Source organism: Sphingomonas humi (assembly GCF_039536725.1).
Classification (GTDB): domain Bacteria; phylum Pseudomonadota; class Alphaproteobacteria; order Sphingomonadales; family Sphingomonadaceae; genus Sphingomicrobium; species Sphingomicrobium humi.
Genome location: NZ_BAAAZD010000002.1, coordinates 941,727 through 959,099, shown reverse-complemented (window position 1 = coordinate 959,099; position 17,373 = coordinate 941,727). Strand labels below are relative to the sequence as shown.

11 protein-coding genes are annotated in these 17,373 nt (G+C 67.8%); 7 read left to right on the top strand and 4 right to left on the bottom strand.

Annotation, left to right across the window (positions count from 1 at the left end):
* Positions 1–36: 36 nt before the first annotated feature.
* The 3 genes from ahcY to ABD729_RS12620 all read right to left on the bottom strand — a co-directional run bounded on the left by ahcY (position 37) and on the right by ABD729_RS12620 (position 5,623).
* The gene (gene ahcY, locus ABD729_RS12630) at positions 37–1,449 is read right to left on the bottom strand and encodes an adenosylhomocysteinase (protein ID WP_344710801.1); all 1,413 of its coding nucleotides are present in this window, start codon (positions 1,447–1,449) and stop codon (positions 37–39) included.
* A 178-nt stretch (positions 1,450–1,627) separates the two neighbouring features.
* On the bottom strand, positions 1,628–2,269 hold the full coding sequence (locus tag ABD729_RS12625) for an outer membrane protein (RefSeq protein WP_344710799.1): 642 nt from the start codon (positions 2,267–2,269) through the stop codon (positions 1,628–1,630).
* 63 nt (positions 2,270–2,332) lie between these two features.
* Entirely contained in the window at positions 2,333–5,623 is a 3,291-nt protein-coding gene (locus ABD729_RS12620; RefSeq protein ID WP_344710797.1) for a TonB-dependent receptor domain-containing protein, read from the bottom strand.
* A 214-nt stretch (positions 5,624–5,837) separates the two neighbouring features.
* Between ABD729_RS12620 and ABD729_RS12615 the strand changes: the two genes are divergently transcribed.
* The 5 genes from ABD729_RS12615 to addB are packed head-to-tail and all read left to right on the top strand — an operon-like array spanning position 5,838 to position 13,325.
* Entirely contained in the window at positions 5,838–8,219 is a 2,382-nt protein-coding gene (locus ABD729_RS12615; RefSeq protein WP_344710795.1) for a sensor histidine kinase, read from the top strand.
* 1 nt (position 8,220) lies between these two features.
* Positions 8,221–8,670: a tRNA (adenosine(37)-N6)-threonylcarbamoyltransferase complex ATPase subunit type 1 TsaE gene (gene tsaE, locus ABD729_RS12610; RefSeq protein WP_344710793.1), complete on the top strand. Its 450-nt coding sequence runs from the start codon at positions 8,221–8,223 to the stop codon at positions 8,668–8,670.
* Complete coding sequence (locus ABD729_RS12605) at positions 8,667–9,656, top strand: aminoglycoside phosphotransferase family protein (protein WP_344711450.1); 990 nt, start codon at positions 8,667–8,669, stop codon at positions 9,654–9,656. The genes tsaE and ABD729_RS12605 overlap by 4 nt, the downstream gene beginning before the upstream one ends.
* On the top strand, positions 9,653–10,414 hold the full coding sequence (locus ABD729_RS12600) for a nucleotidyltransferase family protein (RefSeq protein ID WP_344710791.1): 762 nt from the start codon (positions 9,653–9,655) through the stop codon (positions 10,412–10,414). The genes ABD729_RS12605 and ABD729_RS12600 overlap by 4 nt, the downstream gene beginning before the upstream one ends.
* Positions 10,401–13,325 carry a double-strand break repair protein AddB gene (gene addB / locus ABD729_RS12595; RefSeq protein ID WP_344710789.1) on the top strand — a complete coding sequence of 975 codons (2,925 nt, stop codon included), beginning with the start codon at positions 10,401–10,403 and terminating at the stop codon, positions 13,323–13,325. The genes ABD729_RS12600 and addB overlap by 14 nt, the downstream gene beginning before the upstream one ends.
* 5 nt (positions 13,326–13,330) lie before the next feature.
* On the opposite strand, the gene ABD729_RS12590 is transcribed toward addB, so the two are convergent.
* Positions 13,331–13,474: a hypothetical protein gene (locus ABD729_RS12590; RefSeq protein WP_344710787.1), complete on the bottom strand. Its 144-nt coding sequence runs from the start codon at positions 13,472–13,474 to the stop codon at positions 13,331–13,333.
* A 79-nt stretch (positions 13,475–13,553) separates the two neighbouring features.
* On the opposite strand from ABD729_RS12590, the gene addA reads away from it, so the two are divergent.
* The gene (addA, locus tag ABD729_RS12585) at positions 13,554–16,982 is read left to right on the top strand and encodes a double-strand break repair helicase AddA (RefSeq protein WP_344710785.1); all 3,429 of its coding nucleotides are present in this window, start codon (positions 13,554–13,556) and stop codon (positions 16,980–16,982) included.
* On the top strand, positions 16,976–17,296 hold the full coding sequence (gene trxA, locus ABD729_RS12580; protein ID WP_344711449.1) for a thioredoxin TrxA: 321 nt from the start codon (positions 16,976–16,978) through the stop codon (positions 17,294–17,296). The genes addA and trxA overlap by 7 nt, the downstream gene beginning before the upstream one ends.
* Positions 17,297–17,373: the final 77 nt, after the last annotated feature.

The following is a 17,373-nucleotide window of genomic DNA, read 5'->3' as shown; positions in this document are numbered from 1 at the left end:
GGGCGGCGTCCCCGCAAGGACGCCGCCGACTTCGGATCAGTAGCGGTAGTGATCGGGCTTGAACGGGCCCTGCTGCTTCACGCCGATATAGCTCGCCTGCTTGTCGCTGAGCTGGGTCAGCTTCACGCCCAGCTTCTCGAGGTGCAGCGCGGCGACCTTCTCGTCGAGGTGCTTGGGCAGGACGTAGACGTCGTTCCCGTACTTCTCGGACTTGGTCCACAGCTCGATCTGCGCCAGCGTCTGGTTGGTGAAGCTCGCCGACATGACGAAGCTCGGGTGGCCGGTGGCATTGCCGAGGTTCACGAGGCGGCCCTTCGACAGGACGATGATCTTCTTGCCGTCCGGGAACTCGACCTCGTCGACCTGCGGCTTGATCTCGGTCCACTTCATGTTGTTCAGCGCGCCGATCTGGATCTCGCTGTCGAAGTGACCGATGTTGCAGACGATCGCCATGTTCTTCATCGCACGCATGTGGTCGAGCGTGATGATGTCCATGTTGCCCGTCGCGGTGACGAAGATGTCGGCGCGGGTCGCCGCCTCTTCCATCGTCACGACTTCATAGCCTTCCATCGCCGCCTGAAGCGCGCAGATCGGATCGACTTCGGTGACGAGGACGCGCGCGCCGCCGTTGCGGAGCGATGCGGCCGAGCCCTTGCCGACGTCGCCGAAGCCAGCAACGACCGCGACCTTGCCGGCAAGCATCACGTCGGTGCCGCGGCGGATGGCGTCGACCAGGCTTTCCTTGCAGCCGTAGAGGTTGTCGAACTTCGACTTGGTGACGCTGTCGTTGACGTTGATGGCGGGGAAGGGGAGCTTGCCCTGCTTAGCAAGCTCATACAGGCGATGGACGCCGGTAGTGGTCTCTTCGCTGACGCCCTTGATCGTCTGGACGGTCTTGGTGAGGTAGCCCGGACGCTCCTTGAGGAAGCGATTCAGGGTCGCCACGAAGACTTCTTCTTCCTCGTTGGCCGGGGTGAAGAGCGTTTCACCGGCTTCGACGCGGGCGCCCCACAGTGCGAACATGGTGGCGTCGCCGCCGTCGTCGAGGATCAGGTTGCAGGTCTCGTCCTGGCCCCAGTCGAAGATGCGGACCACATAGTCCCAATATTCCTCGAGCGTCTCGCCCTTGACGGCGAACACTGGAACGCCGGTCGCGGCGATCGCGGCGGCGGCATGGTCCTGCGTCGAATAGATGTTGCAGCTCGCCCAGCGGACCTTGGCACCGAGCGCGGTCAGGGTCTCGATCAGGACCGCCGTCTGAATGGTCATGTGAAGCGAACCGGTGATCCGCGCGCCGGCGAGCGGCTTGGCCGTACCGAATTCAGACCGCAGCGCCATCAGGCCGGGCATTTCGGTCTCGGCGATCTCGATCTCCTTGCGGCCGAAGTCGGCGAGCGAGAGGTCCTTGACGAAATAGTCGCGGCTAAGGGTGTCGGTCGGCGCGTTCACGTGTCTGGTCTCCTTGGAGGCGGCCGCTGTCCGTCGGGGTCGGGCGGCCGTTCTGGCGAGCCCCTAGCCCAAGCGGGCCTAAGAGGGAAGCTCCGGGCCAATTGCAGCCGCCCCGCGCCCACGCAAAAGGGCCACCCCGTCACCGGAGCGGCCCTCATGTTGCTCGAGGCGGAACCGCTTAGAAGCGGTAACCGACGCCGGCGACCAGCTGGTTGCGGCTGAAGCGCAGTTCCTCGGTCGTCGACACCGTGGCGGTGTCATACTTGTGATGGACGTATTCCAGCTTGCCGTAGACGCCGCCCGCGATGGGGAATTCGGCACCGGCGCCGGCATGCCAGCCGTTACGCTTGCTGTCGTACGCGCTGAAGAAGGTGGGCGAAGCGGTCGGCAGGAGGAGGCCACGCAGCTCGCCGTTCGAATAGCCGGCCTTGACGTAGATGAGGACGTCGCGGCTGACCACGCCGGCACGCGCGCCGACCGTCCAGTTCATACCGGTCTTGAGGGCGTAGGGACGCGAAATGGCGTTGACCTGGGTCGAGCCCTTTTCGGCGCCGGCGTAGATGCCGACGACGGCCGGGCCGGCCTGGACGTCATAGCCGACTTCGCCACCGATGTTGGTGCCTTCATCGGACGCATCGTCGCCGGCAAAGGTGCCGCGGTTCTGCGGGTTGATGGTGGTACGCAGCGTTGCGCCCACGAAGTCGTAGGCGAAGCGGACTTCGGCGCGCGGGCCGGTGTGGCTCGGCGCGTCCTGCGCCTGGGCCGGAACGGCCACGCCGGCGACAAGCGCGACGGCGGCAATCAGATGAGCAGTCTTCATGGTTCAAGACCCTTGTTGATCAGGAGGGCCGGACCCGAAGGCCCGGCCCTTTGAGGAGGCAGATTAGAAGCGGACGCGAGCGCTGGCCGAGAAACGGCGACCGAGGAGGTCGACGTAGCTCGCCGGCAGGATGACGCCCTGATACTTCTGGCCGACGTAGTTGAACACGTTGGTCACCGCGAGGGTGAAGCGCATCTTGTCGGTCGGGTCGAAGAACAGGCCGCCGCTGACGATGAAGTAATCGTTCAGCTTGTCGATTTCGCGCGCATCCGCACCCGAACCGGCCACGCCGACCTGACGGTTGAGGCGGCTGAAGAGCTGCTCACCCGTGTAGTTGACGGTGGTGTTCATGCCCCAGAACTTGTTCGCGTAACGCAGGCGGACCTGGCCGGCGAACGCCGGGTCGCCGCTGACGCCATCGCTGCGCGCCGGAGCAACGCCGGTGATGTCGCTGAGGCGATACTTGGTCAGCAGGAAGTCCGAACCGATCGAGAAGTCGCCCGGAACGCCGAGGCCGCGCAGCGGAACGCTGTAGTTCAGCGTGCCCTGCCAGCCGCGGTACAGGACCTGCTTGCCGTTGACGAAGCCGGTGCGGACTGCCGGGGTGCCGTTGTTGAGGACGGTGCCGTTGGCGTTGCGCTTGATCAACGAGCAGAAGGCGTTGCCGTTGAACGGATCGGCCGCGTTGAAGTCCGGATTGTCGAAGCAGCCCGACGCCACCTGGGCGACGGTGAGGCTGGAGATCGGGTTCAACAGGTCGATGTTGATGTAGTCGACCGTCGCGCTGAGCCGCGGAATGAAGCTCGGGCGAAGGATGACACCAACCGTCCAGGCATTGGCCGTTTCGTTGCCGAGGCCGGGGTTGCCGCCGGTCTGGACCGAGACGGTGGCGGTCGACGCCGGATCCGGGGTCGGGCCGCTGTACTTGGTCAGGAAGGCCGCGCAGTTCGCTGCACGGATCGCCGGCGCCGCGCCGCCATTGATGCTCGCCGGCTGGCAGAGATCAGGGACGGTCGAGAAGGCGTTGACGATCGGAAGGAACAGTTCGGTGATGGCCGGGGCGCGGAACGACTTGGTGTAGTTGCCGCGAAGCTCGATGTCCTTGATCGGCGCATAGCTGCCGCCGGCCGCCCACGAGGTGAAGCTGCCGTTGACGGTGTTGTCGACCTTACGGATGCGGCCGAACGCCTGCAGACCATAGACCGCCGGAATGTTGTTCTGCGGGCTGATGATCGGCGCGTAGACTTCGCCGAAATACTCATCGAGGTTGTACTGGCCGGCAATGCCGACGATCGCCACCGAGCGGCCACGGCCGGCGCGCTGGAAATCGCTGGGGTTGAAGACGGCCTTTTCGTCACGATGCTCGTAACCGACGTTGAAACCGAGCGGGCCGCCCGGAAGGTCGAAGATCGAACCGCCGACGTTGATGTTGCCGACCCACTGACGCTGCATCGTCTTGGTGACGAAATCCTCGACGATGTAGTCGCGCGAGGCAGCCGACGCGCGGCCGAAACCGAGCGGGTTGAAGGGGACGCAGGCCGCGTCTGCGATTGGAGTGCCGCCAGGCGCTGCGAAGCCATTGCCACCGGTGCGGGTGGTCGCCGTGGTGCAGACGATCTGCCCCTGGGCGTTGGTCGTGACGTTCACCGCGTTGATGAAGTTCTGCGCGTTGATGTCCTGGTTGTACTCGTTGGTCTTCGTCTTGCCGTAGTTGAAGTAGGCCTCGAAGTTCATGTCGCGGCCGAACAGGCTGAAGTCACCGCGGGTACCGAACACGCCGCGGTTAATGCGGGTGGTGTTGTAGCCGGTGAGATCGGCGATGTCCGTCGACGCACGCGAGATGCCAAAGCTGGTGACACCGCGCGCGGTCAGCGTGTCGCGCGCCTGCTGGGTCAGGAACGGCGAGCTGGTGTTGAAGAACAGCTCACCGCTGAGACCCGCGAACAGGTTCGAGTTGAAGGTCGGCTGCTGCACCAGTTCGTTCGCCTTGGAACGGAAGTGCGTGCCTTCGGCGAACAACTCGATGTTGTCGGTGAGGTTGAAGGTCAGGAAGCCGTAGCCGATCGTGCGCTTGAGGTCGCTGGTGATCTGGCTGAAGTTGTTGAACTGGAACACGCCGCTGCCGTCACCGCCGACCAGCGAGGCCGAGGTGCCCGAACCGAACAGCACGCCCTGGTTGAACGGCTTGAGGTTGCCCGACGGATCGAAGAACAGCGCGCCCGGCGACGCGAAGCCGAAGCAGGACGCTGGGTTGATGGCGCGATTGGCGACCGTGCAGGCGATGTTGCTGGTGGTGATGAGGCCGCCGCTGGTCAGGTAGGGGATACCGACGTTGCGGGCCTGGACCGTGCCGGGGAAGCCGTCGGTCTGGGTGTCGTTGAAGCCGATCAGCGGGTTGAGGCGGCCGTCCTGGGCGATGCCGACGCCGGGGAGGCGCGAGGTGCCATTGGCAACGGCCGACGACACGTTGGTAACGCCGCTGATGTTGTCGCGCAGGAACCCGCGGTTGTTGTAGACCAGGCCGTCGACGCTGTCGTGGCTGATCGCCGCAGTCAGGTTCAGGCGGCCGTCGAACAGGTCGCCGCCGAACAGGCCCGACACGTTGTAGCGGAAGTTGTCGCCTTCCTCGGTGATGCCGGTCGTGCCCTGCACCTCGATGCCGCGATACTTGGAGCGGAGGATGACGTTGACCACGCCCGCGATCGCGTCCGAACCGTAGACCGGCGCGCCGCCGATGCTGACGAGGTCGATGCGGTCGAGCAGGATGTCCGGAACGACGTTGAGGTCGGTCTGGGTACCAGCCGAGGCGTTGCCGAAGTTGGTCGCCGGGTTGGAGGTGACGAAGCGCTTGCCGTTGATCAGCGACAGGGTGCGGTTCGAACCGAGGCCATAGGTGTTCACGAAGTTGACGCCCTGGCCGAACGAGCCCTGGGCACCGGCCGGAGTGACCGAGCCGCGAATGTTCGGCAGCTCGTTCAGCGCGTCGGCGACGTTGGTGAAGTTGCGCTCACGGATCTGGCGGAAATCGACCGTGGTGGTCGGCTCGATCGATTCCAGGTTCGGAAGACGGATGCGCGAACCGGTGACGACCACTTCCTGGCCGGCGCCGGCCGTGTTGCCGTCGGCGCCGCGGCGCGTGACCTGGCCCGGATCGTTGGCGTCGGCGACGTCGGCCGGCTTGTCGCACACGCCCGAGTTCGGGTTGTAGGACGGGTTCTTGGAATCGCAGACGGTGCCGTCGGCAGCGGTGGTCGCCGGGGCCGTCTGGGCCATGGCGACACCGCTCATCGTAAAGGCAAAACCGGCTGCCAGCGTGCGGAGCGCGGTTGCGCTCAACAACATCTTGTTGTTCATGAACACAAATCCTCAGAGTGGGGGAAATTCAGGGAGCCTTCATGCCGCGCCGCACGCATAAGGCAATGTTCTGTTCATCCGCGATTAAAGTTTTTGCAGCGTGTCGCAAAGTTGTCACATGCCATGATAGTGTCTTGCGCGAATGCCACACTATCGTCCGCGGCGCGGCAAAATGGGGGCGGCGCTTTCGCTTCTGTTTCGCGGCGGCGCTGATATGAACGCCGGCATGGGTGGGCAGGGCTTCCTTTCTGGCAACGGTGATTCAGCGGTCCTGCTCGTCACGGTTGCGGCAGTCTGCCTGGTCGCCGCCGTCTGCCTTGCGATGGTCGCGCTGCGCCAGCTGGCGGCGGCCCGGGCGGCGATGGCCAATGCGCGCTTCGTCCGCGACCTCCTCGATGCCGGACCGGCACGGGCGATGGTGCTTCATGCCGACGGTTCGCTGGAGCTCGACCACGACCTTGCCCGGGAACTTGCTGTCGAGCCTGCGCTGCCGTCGCTGTCCGCGCTCACCGATGGAGCGGGGGGAATCGAAGCCGAGGATGTCGAGCGCCTTCAGGCCGCGCTCGGGCCTGCGCTCCTTGCCGGAAATGGAATCGAGCTGGCGCTCCGCCTCAAGGGCTCGTCGCGGCTGATCGACGTCAGGGGGCGCGCGGCACCGCCGTCGCTCGGCACCGGCGCGACCCTGCTGTGGGTTTCGGACAGCAGCAGCGCGGCGGCCGAGCGGGGCGAGCTTGCCGCACGTCTTGCAGGGACCGAACAGGCGCTCGGCGCGCTGACCCAGCTGATCGAGGCCGCACCCTTTCCGATGTGGGTTCGCGACGGGGACCTTCGCCTCGCGCTGGTCAATCGTGCCTTCGTCACCGCCGTCGAAGCGGACAATGTTCAGTCGGTGGTCGATCGCGGGATCGAGCTGGTCGAAGGCGGCGGCGAAGCGAGCGCCAGGGCCGGCGCGGAACTTGCGCTGCGTGACGACCGGCCGATCGAGCGGGTGCGCCCGGCGACCATCGGCGGCGAGCGGCGGACGCTGCGGCTGGTCGACGTGCCGCTCCCGGGTGGAACGGTGGCGGGCTATGCGTTCGATATTCAGGAGCTGGAAGATGCGCGCTCCGAACTCGAACGCTACGCCTCCAGCCAGCGCGAATTGTCGGACCGCATGACCGCCGGCGCGATCCAGTTCGATCCGGACCGCACCTTGTCCTTCTATAACCGACCCTTCGCCGTGCTGTCCGATATCGAGCATGAATGGCTCGATGAGCGGCCCGAATTCGACCGCCTGCTCGAACGGATGCGCGAAAATCACCGGCTGCCCGAAGTCCGCGACTTTCCCGAATGGAAGGCGGAGCGGCGCGGGTGGTTCATGTCGGCCGAGGAAGTGCACGAGGAAGAGTGGATGCTCGCCAACGGCGACCACCTTCGCGTCGTCGGCCAGCCGCTTCCCGACGGCGGCCTACGCATCATCTTCGAGGACCGCACCGAACAGGTCCGGCTGGCCAGCGCCCGCGACACGCTGCTGCGGGTCCGCACCGCGACCTTCGACAATCTGTTCGAAGGCGTCGCGGTGTTCGCTTCGGACGGAAGGCTGACCCTGTGGAACCGCCGCTTCGGCGACTTCTGGAACCTCGACGAGAGCTGGCTGTCGCAACATCCGCGGGTCGATGAACTGGTGCCCGCCTTCGCCAGCCGGCTGGTCAATCCGACCGCCGCCGCACGGCTGCGCGAACTGGTCCGCGGCGCGACCGCTGAACGCCGCGCGGAGCAGGGGCGGCTGAGCCTCGCGGACGGGCGCCACTTCGCCTTCGCCGCGGTTCCGCTTCCCGACGGCAATGCCCTCTTCACCATGATCGACGTGACCGACTCCAGCCGCATCGAGGCCGCGCTGCGCGAGCGCGCCGAAGCGCTCGAGCAGGCCGATCAGGTGCGGACCGACTTCGTCGCCAACATGAGCTACGAATTGCGCACCCCGCTGACGTCGATCGGCGGCTTCGCGGAGATGCTGCGCGAAGGCTATGCCGGGGCGCTGTCGGGCCCCGCCAAGGATTATGTCGCGGCGATCCTCGAAAGCGTGGCGCGCCTGTCCCGCCTGATCGACGATGTGCTCGACCTGACGCAGGGCGCCAAGGGCGTAGTCACGCTGGAGCGCGAGCGGGTCGACCTAGCCGGCCTGATCCGCACCGTGACGGTGCAGCTCGAACCTTCCGCTCAGGCCAAGCAATTGCGCTTCAAGGTCCAGCTTGGCGACGGGACCGGAAGCATCACCGGCGATCACCGCCGCCTGCGCGAAAGCCTCGAACATGTGCTGCGCAACGCCATCGCCTATACCGACAAGGGCGAGGTCCGGCTGGTCACCCGCGGCGATGCCGGCAAGGTCGAGATATTGATCAGCGATACCGGCCGCGGGCTGGCGCCCGAACACCAGGCACGGGTGTTCGACCGGTTCACCCGCTTCGGCGAGGCGCGGGGCGAAACCGCGCTCGGCCTTGGCCTGCCGCTGACCCGCCAGTTCATCGAGGCGCATGGCGGAACCGTCCAGCTCGAAAGCGTCGAGGGGAAGGGCACCAGCGTCCTCATCACCCTTCCGCGCGCGTCGCCCCGCTAAAGTGTGGACGCTCGACGAGCCGGCGATGGCGCGCGCCGGGGCAGCGCTGGCACCATTGCTGAAGGCTGGCGACGTGGTGACGCTGACGGGTGCGCTTGGCGCTGGAAAGACCACCCTCGTGCGCGGTATCCTGGCGGCGCTGGGACATCGCGGCGAGGTGCCGTCGCCCACCTTCGCCATCGTCCAGCCCTATGACACGACCAGCCTGCCGGTCGCGCATGCCGATCTTTACCGGCTGGAGGATCCCTCGGAGCTGGAAGAAATCGGGCTGGAGGATCAGCTGCTCGACGGGGCAATCCTGGTCGAATGGCCCGACCGGGCAGGTGAGGCGGCCTGGCCACAGGCGCTTCGGCTCAGCCTGGAAGCGCTGCCGGATGGCCGACGCTCCTTGACTTGGGCGGTGCCGGGGGCATGGGAAGGCCGATGGCCACCGCCGCTCGTTCACCCATGATTCCGCCCGCGTCCTGCGACCGTTTCCTCGAGACAGCCGGGTGGGGCGGCGCACGGGTGGAGCCGCTGGCCGGCGACGCCAGCTTCCGCCGTTATTTCCGGGTCCACCACCCGGCCCATGGCGTTGCCGTGCTGATGGACGCGCCGCCGCCGCACGAGGATCCGCGGCCTTTCATCGCCGTTGCGGAGTGGCTGGTCGGGCATGGCTTCAGCGCCCCCGACATCCTTGCCCGCGATCTCGAGCAGGGATTGCTCCTGCTGGCCGACTTCGGCGACGTCCGCCTGCGCGAAACGCTGGACGAGGCGCCGACGCGCGAGCAAGCGCTCTATGCCCTCGCCACCGACCTTCTTTCGCAGCTTCATCGCCATGCGCCGATGGACGGGCTGCCGCCGCACGGCCTCGCCGAATGGCTGGGCGAGCTCGACCTCTTCCCCGACTGGTATGCACCGGCGGTGGGGATCGAGGTCGACCGGGAATCCTACCGGCAGGCGTGGCAGAACGTTCTCGCGCCCGTCGCGGCCGACGGGCTTGGCCCGGTCACGGTGCTCCGCGATTTCCATGCCGAAAACATCATGCTGGTCGGCGGGCGCGACGGGCTTGCGCACCTTGGCCTGCTCGATTTCCAGGACGCGCTCGCCGGGCACCCGGCCTACGACCTTGCCTCCATCCTCGAAGATGCGCGGCGCGACGTGACCCCGGCGATCGAGCAGATGATGCTGGACCGCTACGTCGCGGCGTGCGGCGACGGGGAAGCGTTCCGCCGTGCCTATTGGGCGCTCGCCGCCCAGCGCAACACGCGCATCCTCGGCGTCTTCTGCCGCTTGTGGAAGCGGGACGGGAAGCCCGGTTACCGCCGGTTCCAGCCGCGCATGTGGGGCCTTCTGGAGCGCGACCTTGCCGCGCCGCATCTGGCACCGGTCAAGGCGTGGTTCGATGCCAATGTCCCGGCCCCGGCCCGTGCCGCCGCGTGGAGCGACGCGGCATGAGCACCGCCCGCCGCACGCTTCGCATTCGCCCCGACATCAGCGCCGCGGTTCCGCGAACGGCGATGGTCATGGCGGCCGGCCTCGGCAAGCGGATGCGGCCGCTGACCGCTACACGTCCCAAGCCCCTTGTGGAGGTTGCCGGCAAGCCGCTGCTCGACCATGTCCTTGACCGGCTTCGCGCCGCCGGGGTCGAAAAGGTGGTGGTCAACGTCCACTACCTTGCCGACAGCCTTGAAGCCCACCTCAAGGCGCGCTGCAAGGATCTGGAAGTCGCGATCAGCGACGAGCGGGAACAGTTGCTCGAGACCGGCGGCGGGCTGGTCCGGGCGCGGTCGATGATCGATTGCGACCCGTTCCTCGCGGTCAACAGCGACAATTTCTGGGTCGACGGGCCAAGCGACACGCTGAAGCTGCTCGCCAGCCAGTGGGATGCGGAGCGGATGGACGCGCTGCTCCTGCTGGTGCCGCAGGCCCGCGCCGGCAATCATGGCGGCAGCGGCGACTTCCACATGGACGTGAATGGCCGCCTTCGCCGCCGCGCGCCGGGCAGGGTCGCGCCGTTCGTCTACACCGGGATCCAGTTGATGGCGCAGCGCCTGCTCGACGATGCGCCGGAAGGGCCGTTCTCGACCAACATCCTGTGGGACCGGGCGATCGAGCAGGGACGCTGCTTCGGCACGGTGCACCAGGGCCTGTGGTTCGACGTCGGTACCCCCGCCGCCATTTCGGCGACCGAGGAAGCGCTTGCCCGCGGCTGACAGGCCAGGCCTGTGGTCGATCCCGGCCGAGGCCAGTTTCGCCGACGCCCTCGCGCTTGAACTGATCCGCCGCCACGCTGGCGATCCGCTGGCCCTTGCCCGCGGACGGATCCTGCTTCCCAATGCCCGCGCGGTGCGCACCGTGACCGAGGCTTTCGTGCGGGCAAGCGGGAAGGGCCTGCTGCTGCCGCGGCTCATCCCGATCGGCGATCCCCTGCTCGACGAGCGGATAGGCGGCGCCTTCGAAGCGCTGGACGGTCCCCCAAGCCCGCCGGCCATTGACCCGCTGACCCGCCAGGCGGAGCTCGCCATCCTGCTCCAACAGGCGCGCAAGATCGGCACCGCCGAAGCGTGGCGGCTTGCCGGCGATCTTGCGCAGACCCTCGACCAGTTGCTGATCGAAGGGGTGGCCCCGGCCAGCCTGCTCGAAAGGCTCGGCGCGCAGGGCGAGCTTGCGATCCACCAGCAGCGGGCGATCGCGACCCTGTCGGTGCTGCTCGCCCGCTGGCCGAGGCGGCTCGCCGAACTGGGCAGGATCGACCTGGTCGAACGGCGTAACCTCCTGCTGCGGGCGACCGCGCGCCGGTGGCAGGCCGCGCCGCCGCCCGATTTCACCGTGGTAGCCGGCATCACGACGTCAGCGCCGGCGGTGGCCGAGCTTCTGCGCGTGATCGCCTTCATGCCCGGGGGCGAGGTCGTCTTGCCGGGGCTGGCCGATGAAGCGCTGCTTGACGAAGACCAGTGGCAGGCTCTCGGCGGAGAGCGGGAAGAGGATTTCCGGCCCGAACCCACCCACCCGCAATATCACCTGAAACTGCTGCTCAGCCGGATGCGGGTGGATCGCGCCTCGGTCCGGCCGTGGCCGTCCGCAAGCGCGGCTCCGGACGGGCCGCAGCGAAGCCGTGCCGCAGCGCATGCGCTGACCGCCGCCTCCTTCAGCGAGGCCTGGAGCAGGCTGCCCGCGGAGGAGCGCTCACTCGGGCCGGTGCGGCTCGCCGTCCTGCCCGATCCCGCGTCCGAAGCGCAGGCGATTGCCCTGGCGCTTCGCCAGGCGCTCGAAACCGAGGGGCGGACCGCGGCGCTGGTAACACCTGACCGGCAGCTTGCGCGGCGGGTCGCGGCGCACCTGCGGCGGTGGGGGATCGAGGCCGACGACAGTGCGGGAACGCCCTTGTCGCTGCTCCCGCCCGGCAGCCTGCTGTTGGGGATTGCCGCCGCCGCCGCCGATCGCCTCGCCCCGGTATCGCTCCTGGCGCTGCTCGGTCATCCGCTCGTCGAGGCGGGGGAGGGTCGGCGGGAATGGCTGGACGATGTCCGTGCGCTCGATCTTGCGCTGCGCGGACCGCGGCCGCTTCCGGGCGTCGACGGGCTCGGGCGCGTGATCGAGGAAAAGGTCAGGGAGAATGCGAACCGCTATCGCGACCTCCCTGCCCAGTGGCGCCGGCTGAGGCCCTTCGCGGAACCGCTGGAGCAATTGCTCGAGCCGGGAATCACCCTCGCAAGGCTCGCGGCTGGGCTCCGTGATATCGCGCACACGCTCGCCGGCGACGCCGCGTGGAGTGGCTCGGCGGGCCGGGCGGCGGCGGACCTGTTGGCCGCGATCGAGGCCTCGCCCGCAACGGCCGCGCTGACCCTGAGCGCGGAGGATGTCGTCCCGCTTCTCCGCTCCTTGCTCGACGGGATCGCCATCCGCCCGCCGTTCGGCCAGCATCCGCGGATCCGCATCCTCGGCCTGATCGAGGCGCGTCTGATCAAGACCGACCTGATGGTACTCGCCGGCCTGAACGAAGGGGTCTGGCCGGCGCCGCCAAGCCCCGATCCCTGGCTTGCCGTCAGCGTACGCCGTCAGCTCGGCCTTCCGGGGCCTGACATGCGAATCGGGCTTTCGGCGCACGACTTTGCGGGGCTGCTCTGCGCCGAGGATGTGCTGCTGACCCGCGCGCGGCGGGACGGGCGCTCGCCCACGGTCAGCTCGCGGCTCCTGCTTCGGCTGGAAGCGCTGACTGGCGGCCTGAGGCGCGATGCCCAGCTGGAAGCGCTGGCACTAGCGCTCGACGAACCGGCGGAGGTGCGGCCGAGCCAGCAGCCGGCGCCGTGTCCGCCGGTGGCCGACCGGCCCACCCGGATCGCGGTCACCGCGCTCGACCGGTTGAAGGCCGATCCGTTCGCCTTCTATGCCCGCGAGATGCTTGGGCTGTCGCTGCTCGATCCGCTGGAAAGCGAGCAGGACGCGCGGTGGAAGGGCAACCTCGTCCACGCCTTGCTGGAACGCTGGTACGAGCGCGATCGCTGCGATCCTGCGACGTTGAGCGGGCTTGCCCGCGAACTGCTCGAGGAAGAGGACATTCACCCGGTGATGCGCGCGCTCTGGGGCCCGCGGCTGATAGAGGCGTTCGCGACGCTGAGCGAGATCGAGGCGGCCAAGCGCGGCGAGGGGCGGCGCCCGATCGCGGCGGAACTGAAAGGCGAAGCAGAGGTCGCGGGCGTGACGCTGCATGGCCGCGCCGACCGGATTGATGCCATGCCCGACGGGCGGGTCGCCATTCTCGACTACAAGACCGGCCAGCCGCCGAGCAGGAAGCAGGTCGACGCGGGGTTCGCGCTGCAGCTCGGACTGCTCGGCCTTATCGCCGAAAAGGGCGGGTTCCAGGGCATTTCCGCGCGCAGCGGGGCACACGAATATTGGTCGCTGGCCAGGAAGCAGGGCGCGGACCGGTTCGGCTTCGTCAACGCCATGGACGAAGGCGACGGCGATGCCTTTCGCGAGCATGCGCGGGCGGTATTCGCCGACGCGGTGGAACGCTGGCTGACCGGCAGCGAACCATTCACCGCAAAGCTTGCGCCCGCCTTCGCGCCCTACCGCGATTACGACCAGCTGATGCGGCTGGAAGAATGGATCGGGCGGAAGTAGCCGCGCTACTTCTTCTTGGGCTTGTTCGAGCGCGCGTAGAGCAGGGCGGCGACGATCGCGGCCGAGCCGACCCCGACGGCGATGCCAGCCTTGAAGTTGCGGTCGCCGTCCTTGCCGGCATTGCCCGACTTCTTGCCTTCGTCCGCCACCTTGCACTCCCTCGCTGTTCGTTTCCGCGCCTCATAAACGCATGGCGCAGGGAAGCGGAAGCGTTATGAGCAGGGCAGCATGTCGCGTTTGTCCGCCCTGAAGCCGCTCCAACCCGATCAGGCGGCGGCGGTCGACCCGCAAATCCACGCCACGCTGAGCGCAAGTGCGGGCACCGGCAAAACGCAGGTGCTGACCGCACGCGTTCTGCGCCTGCTGCTGTCGGGTGCGGCTCCCGAAAGCATCCTGTGCCTCACCTTCACCAAGGCCGCCGCGGCAGAGATGGCCGAGCGCATCAACCTGCGCCTTGCGCGGTGGGTCCGGCTCGATGACGGGGAGCTTGCGGCAGAGCTCCAGGCGATCGGGGCTGCGGCCGACGCGGCGGCGCTGGCGCGGGCGCGGCGATTGTTCGCCGCGGTGCTCGACTGTCCCGGTGGCCTCCGGGTCCAGACCATTCACAGCTTCTGCCAGACCCTGCTGTCGACCTTTCCGGCCGAGGCCGGAATCACGCCGGGCTTCCGGCCGATCGAAGGACGCGAGGAGACCGCGCTGATCGAGCGCACGCTGGCCGCACTGGCCGAGCAATCGGCAGCGGGCGACCGCGCGTTCCTTGCCGACCTCGAGGTGCTTGCCGAGCGCAAGGATGAAAGCGGGGTTCGCGATTATCTGAAGGACTGCGCCAGCAGCGAGCTTCTTCGCGAACTGCCCCTCGATGCGATCGACCCATGGCTCCGGCGCGAAACGGGCATTCCGCAGGGCGACATGGCCGCGCTGATCCTCGCCGAATGCCATGACGACCGGATGGATTGCGCGCTGCTGGCGCGGCTGGCGGCGGGGCATCGCGGGTGGAAAGGATCGAAGACCGCGCCCGATCATGCCGACACGATCGACCGCTGGCTCGCCGCTTCGCCCGAGGAGCGCTGCCGGACCTTGCCGCAACTTGCCAGGATCGTTCTCAAGACTGACGGGCTTCCGCGCGGCGCCAGCGCCGGCCTGGTGAAGGCGCTGCCGACCGCCGAGGATGATTGCCTGGCGCTGGCGGATCGGGTGGCGCAACTCCTCGGCTGGCAGCGGACTGACCGGCTGATCCGCCTGCAGGCTGCCGGCCTTCGTGCCGGCGCGCAATTCGCCAAGGCCTACGCCAATGCCAAAAGCGCGGCGGGCGTGGCCGATTTCGACGACCTCATCCGCTGGTCGCGCGACCTCCTCCAGCAGCCGGGCATTGCCGAGTGGGTCCGCTTCAAGCTCGACCGCCGCACCGACCATCTGCTGGTCGACGAGGCGCAGGACACCAACGCCGCGCAATGGGACATCGTGAAGGCGCTGGCCGAGGAATATTGGGCAGGGCAGGGGGCTGGGCCAGAACACCGCACCCTATTCATCGTCGGCGATTTCAAGCAGGCGATCTACGGTTTCCAGGGCACCGATCCGGCCGAGTTCGCCAGCGCGCAGGGTGACTTCCGACTGCTTTCGCAAGGCGGTCCCCGGGCCTTCCGCGACCTGTCGATCAGCGCCAGTTTCCGGTCGAGCCAGGTCGTCCTCGACACGGTGGACGCGGTGCTCGACAACCTTGGCCACGAAGCGCTCGGCCTTCCCGCGCCGCCGCCTCCGCACCGTGCGTTCCATGCACGCCGCCCGGGCCGGGTCGAACTGTGGCAGCCCTATGCCCGCGCCATCGAAGAGCCCGGGGATGCGGGTGAAGAGGGCTGGGAGGATGAGGAACGAAGGCATTTCGCCCGGCACCTCGCCGAACGCATCCGGGCCCTGATCGACGAAGCGCCGCTGCTGGCGTCGACCGGCAAGCCGCTGACGGCCGGGGACATATTGGTCCTGGTGCGCAGTCGCGCGAACGGGCTTGCCGGCCTGCTGGTCGGACGACTGTTCGAACTGGGCGTACCCACCGCCGGGCTCGACCGGCTGGAATTGTCCGAGCCGCTGGCCGTGCAGGATTTGATCGCGGCGATGCGTTTTGCGGTGCAGCCGCTCGATGACCTGTCGCTCGCCAACCTGCTCGTGTCCCCCCTCGTCGGCTGGAGCCAGGATGAGCTCTACAGCCTTGCCCGGCGGGACAAGGGCATGCGGCTGTGGGCGGAGCTTGGCCGTCGGCGCGAGGAGAATCCGCTCTTCTCCACCACCCGCGCCAAGCTTGAAGGGCTGCTGGCCCAGGCCGACTTCGTCGGTCCCTACGCCTTTCTCGAGCGGATCCTGTCGGGCGAGATGGACGGACGGCGCAAGCTGCTCGGCCGGCTCGGCAAGGCGGCACGCGACCCGATCAACGAACTGCTGGGCGCGGCACTGACCTTCGAAGGGCAGGAGAGCGGTGGTCTTCAGCGCTTCCTCCACTGGTTCGGAAGCGGCAAGGTGGAGGTCAAGCGCGATCCCGAGGCGAGCGGCGATGCCGTGCGGATCATGACGGTGCACGGCGCCAAGGGGCTCGAGGCGCCGGTCGTCTTCCTGATCGACGCCACCAGCGATCCGGGGAAGAGCGGCGGCTTCAGTCCGCCGCTGTGGTACAAGCAGGATGCCGGCAAGGTGCCGCTGATCCGTCCCCGCAAGCCCGAACTCTGCTCGCCCTTCGCCGAGATCGTCGCGGCGGAGAAAGAAGCGGACCTGCGCGAATATCACCGGCTCGGCTATGTCGCCCTGACCCGCGCGGCCGAACGGCTGGTGGTGGCCGGGCTGCGGCCCAACAACAAGGACGGCCGGCTGCCCGACCAATGCTGGCACCGGGTGGTGGGCGACGCGCTTCGTGCCCTTGGCGCGGCCGCCGATACCGACGGGAACCTCGTGCTGGATCGCGGCGGGGAAGCGCATGCTCTGCCGATCGAAAGCGAAGCGCGGGGCACCGCTGCTCTGCAGGTGCCCGAATGGGCGCGGATGGCGGCACCGGTCGAAGCGCGCCCGCCGCGTCCGCTCGCGCCCTCGCAGATCGCCGCCGACACCGACAGCCGTCCGCCGCCGAGCCCTGCGCTGGCCGCAGCGGCCGAGCGGGGACGGCTTCTCCATGCCCTGTTCGAGCGCCTGCCAGCGACCCCGCCGAAAGAACGCAAGGGCGCGGCCTTTGCCTGGCTTCAGCAGTCGGCCGGGGTGACCGACGGCGCGCTTCGGACCGAACTGGTCGACAGCGCCCTCACGATCATCGAGGCGCCCGAACATGCGGACATCTTCTCGTCCGCCGCCCTTGCCGAAGCGCCGATCGCGGCGACCCTGCCCGACGGAACGGTGGTCGCCGGCACCGTCGACCGCCTGCTGGTTGCCGACGGGATCGTCCGGGTCGTCGATTTCAAGACGGGGCGGCAGGTGCCAAAGGGCGCCGACGCACTTCTTCCCGGCCACGTCCGCCAGATGCGCGCCTACGGCCAGGCCCTGCAGGTGATCTTCCCTGATCACCGTATCGAACTGGCACTTCTCTACACCGAAGCGCCCTTACTTGTGCCGGTCCCGCTTGAGGACCGTCAGGCGCAGACCCATATGGGTGGAAACCCGAATCAGGAGCCACTTTCATCATGACCAAGACCGTTACCGATCAGAGCTTTGCCACCGACGTTCTCGGCGCCGACAAGCCCGTGCTGGTGGATTTCTGGGCGGAATGGTGCGGGCCGTGCAAGATGATTGCCCCGGCGCTGGAGGAACTCAGCCAGAGCCATGCCGACAAGGTGACCATCGCCAAGCTCAACATCGACGAGAATCCGGATACGCCGGGCAAATATGGCGTGCGCGGCATTCCGACCATGCTGCTGTTCAAGAATGGCGAACCGGTCGCGCAGAAGGTCGGCGCCATGCCCAAGAGCCAGCTGGCGGCCTGGCTCGACGGCGTTCTCTAGGCACGCGCCTCACGGGGTGTTCGCCTGCCCTGTCAATTGACTAGGCGGCACCCCGAACCTACATCGCCCGGCACCTG